Genomic DNA, 3,015 nt, shown 5'->3' on the forward strand with positions numbered 1-3,015 from the left:
CTGCCGCTGGCCGGCGCCGATCCGGCCGCGCTGGCGATCCGCTGCGCCGGCCGGCTGCTGGGCCGCGGCGAGGCGGTCGACATCGACGGCCGTCTGGGCGTGCGCATCACCGACTGGAGCGCCGCATGCTGAGCAGCCAGTACGACGTCCTCTCGTTCGCGCTCCTGCTCGGGATGATGTCGCTGATCCCGCTGATCGTCGTCATCACCACCTCGTTCCTGAAAATCTCGCTGGTGCTGCTGGTGCTGCGCAACGCGATGGGCGTGCAGCAGGTGCCGCCGACGCTGGCGATCTACGGCATCGCGCTGGCCATGAGCATCTTCATCATGGCCCCCACCGCCCAGCAGATCGGCGCGCGCGCGCTGGCCATCGAGACGCGCGGCGGCGCCGCCCACGGCGGCCAGTTGCTGACGCAGGCGCGCGAGGCGGTCGAGCCGCTGCGCGGGTTCATGCTCAAATTCAGCCAGCCGGATCAGCGCGCGCTGTTCCTCGACTCGGCCAAAAAGCTGTGGCCCAAGGACATGGCTCAAGCCGCCACATCGAGCGATCTGCTGGTGCTGGTGCCCGCGTTCGTGGTCTCCGAGCTGCAGACCGGTTACCAGATCGGCTTCCTGATCTACATTCCGTTCGTCGTCATCGACCTGCTGGTGTCCAACCTGCTGATGGCGCTGGGCATGCAGCAGGTCAGCCCGCAAACCATCACCATTCCGCTCAAGCTGCTGTTGTTTGCCATGGTCGGGGGCTGGGGCAAGCTGCTCAACGCCCTCGCCATGTCCTATCTGTGAGATCCGCCATGGCCGAAACACTGCAATTCTTCCAACAGGGCCTGTGGCTGGCGATCATCGTCTCGGCGCCGCCGCTGCTGATCGCCACGCTGTTCGGCGTGATCGTCTCGCTGGTGCAGGCGATCACCCAGGTGCAGGACCAGACGCTGCCCTACGTGGTCAAGCTGCTGTCGGTGGCGCTCACCGTCGCCGCGCTGGGTCGCTGGTTCGGCGCCGAGATCATGCAGCTGGCCGACCACGCCTTCCTGCTGATCCCGGCCGTGGGACGCTGACGCATGCCGGCCTCGCTGCTGCTCGACCTGCAGACCCTGCTGACCGCCATGGCGCTGGCCGTGCCGCGCACGGCGGTTTGCCTGGCGATCCTGCCCGGCTTCAGCGCCCGCACGCTGCAGGGCGTGATGCGCAACGCGGTCGCCTTCGCCATTGCGCTGCCCGCAGTGGCGCCCACCTTCCTGGCGCTGCAGCAGACGACGCCCGGCATGCTGGTGGCGGCCGCGCTGGCGCTGAAGGAAGCCGGCATCGGCCTGCTGCTGGGAGTGCTGCTGGCCGTTCCGGTCTGGGTGGCGCAGTCGATCGGCTCCATCCTCGACGCCCAGCGTTCGCCGATCCAGATCCAGGCCAACAATGCCTCGCTCGACCAGGACGCCAGCGCGCTGGGCGGCATGCTGCTGCAGGCGGTGGTGCTGGCCATGGTGCAGGCCGGGCTGTTGGTGGCGCTGGTGCGCATCCTGATCGAAAGCTATGGGCTGTGGCCGGTCATGCACCTGACGCCGCCGTTCGAAAGCGGGCATCTGGAACTGCTGCTGCGCCGCTTCGGCGAATTCTTCTGGCACGTCGCCGTGTACGGCGGGCCGGTGATCATGCCGCTGCTGATGGTCGATCTCGGTTTCGCCATCATCGGCATCTTTGCCGCCAACCTGCAGGTGTCGTTCGTCTCCGCGCCGGTCAAGAGCCTGGCCGGCCTGTTCATCCTGCTGGTGTACTGGCCGATTTTTTCGCATTACGTGGCAGGCGATTTTGCCCGCATGCTGGACTTCATTCCACAGATGCTGGACTACGGCAAGCAATGAGCGCGGAAAAGACCGAACAACCCACCGACAAGAAGCTGCGCGACGCCCGCGACAAGGGCCAGATCGCGGTCAGCCGCGACCTGGCGCGGGTGGCCATGCTGACGGCCGTGGCGCTGCTGGCGCTGGGCGCCGAGCCGCGCTGGCACGCCGCGCTCGACGCCCTGTTCGAGCTGGCGCTGCGGCAGATCGGCCAGCCGTTCGCCGTCGCCATGCCGGCCATCCTGACCACGGCCGGCAGCCTGCTGCTGGGCGTGTTCGGCGTGTTCTTCGTGCTGTGCGCCGTGGTGGCGTTCGCCGCCCACTGGGGCCAGTTCGGCGTGCTGATCGCGCCCGCCTCGCTGACGCCGTCCATCGACAAGCTCAACCCCGTCAACGGCGTCAAGCAGCTGTTCGCCAAGAAGAAGCTGGGCGAACTGTTGATGGCGCTGTGCAAGGCCGTTACCCTCGGCCTGATCATCTGGCTCACCGTGCGCGCGCAATTGCCGTCCATCCTGCACATGGCCGGCGGCGAACCGAAGGATATCTATTACGGCTTCATCGCGCTGCTGCGCATGGTGCTGCAGCCGGTGCTCGGCGTTTGCCTGGTGCTGGCGCTGATCGACTTCGCGCTGCAGAAGTACTTCCACATCAAGTCGCTCAAGATGGACCTGGAGGAAATCAAGCGCGAATTCAAGGAATCCGAGGGCGACCCGCATGTCAAACAGACGCGCAAGGGGCTGGCGCGGCAATGGGCGTCGGAGGCGCCCGCCGCCAAGACCGCCGGCGCCAACGCGGTGGTGGTCAACCCGACGCACTTCGCGGTGGCCTTGTTTTACGATGCCGCGCAGACGCCGGCGCCGCTCGTGCTGGCCAAGGGCAAGGACCAGGTGGCCCGGGAGATGATCGCCACCGCCCGCGCCCACGGCATACCGGTCATCCGACACGTGTGGCTGGCACGCACGCTGTACGCCACCGGCCAGAGCGACCATTACGTGCCCAGGGCCAGCTACGAGTCGGTGGCCCATGTGTACGCGGTGGTGCAGGAACTGCTGGCGCAAAACGATCCCGGCCGCGAGGTCGCGCTGGAAACCCGCGGCGAGCCGCCGGCGTCCTGTGCGTCCTGACAGCGCGCCTCCCGGCCTGGCGCCGGTGCGGGCGCGCCAGCCGCTCCGCCCGGACCA

General features: G+C 67.7%; 5 protein-coding genes. All 5 read left to right on the forward strand.

The window, feature by feature from the left end:
- The first annotated feature begins 36 nt into the window (after window positions 1-36).
- The 5 genes from GTP90_RS37680 to sctU are packed head-to-tail and all read left to right on the forward strand — an operon-like array spanning window position 37 to window position 2,958.
- Complete coding sequence (locus GTP90_RS37680; RefSeq protein ID WP_371875186.1) at window positions 37-132, forward strand: FliM/FliN family flagellar motor switch protein; 96 nt, start codon at window positions 37-39, stop codon at window positions 130-132.
- Complete coding sequence (sctR, locus tag GTP90_RS35265) at window positions 126-785, forward strand: type III secretion system export apparatus subunit SctR (protein ID WP_161087865.1); 660 nt, start codon at window positions 126-128, stop codon at window positions 783-785. The genes GTP90_RS37680 and sctR overlap by 7 nt, the downstream gene beginning before the upstream one ends.
- 8 nt (window positions 786-793) lie before the next feature.
- Window positions 794-1,057: a type III secretion system export apparatus subunit SctS gene (gene sctS, locus GTP90_RS35270; protein WP_099416676.1), complete on the forward strand. Its 264-nt coding sequence runs from the start codon at window positions 794-796 to the stop codon at window positions 1,055-1,057.
- A 3-nt stretch (window positions 1,058-1,060) separates the two neighbouring features.
- A complete protein-coding gene (gene sctT / locus GTP90_RS35275; protein WP_161087866.1) occupies window positions 1,061-1,855 on the forward strand; it encodes a type III secretion system export apparatus subunit SctT in 795 nt (264 codons plus the stop codon).
- Complete coding sequence (gene sctU / locus GTP90_RS35280) at window positions 1,852-2,958, forward strand: type III secretion system export apparatus subunit SctU (protein ID WP_161087867.1); 1,107 nt, start codon at window positions 1,852-1,854, stop codon at window positions 2,956-2,958. Before sctT ends, sctU begins: the two co-directional genes overlap by 4 nt.
- Window positions 2,959-3,015: the final 57 nt, after the last annotated feature.

The sequence above is a fragment of the Duganella vulcania genome (genome assembly GCF_009857655.1).
Taxonomy (GTDB): domain Bacteria; phylum Pseudomonadota; class Gammaproteobacteria; order Burkholderiales; family Burkholderiaceae_D; genus Rugamonas; species Rugamonas vulcania.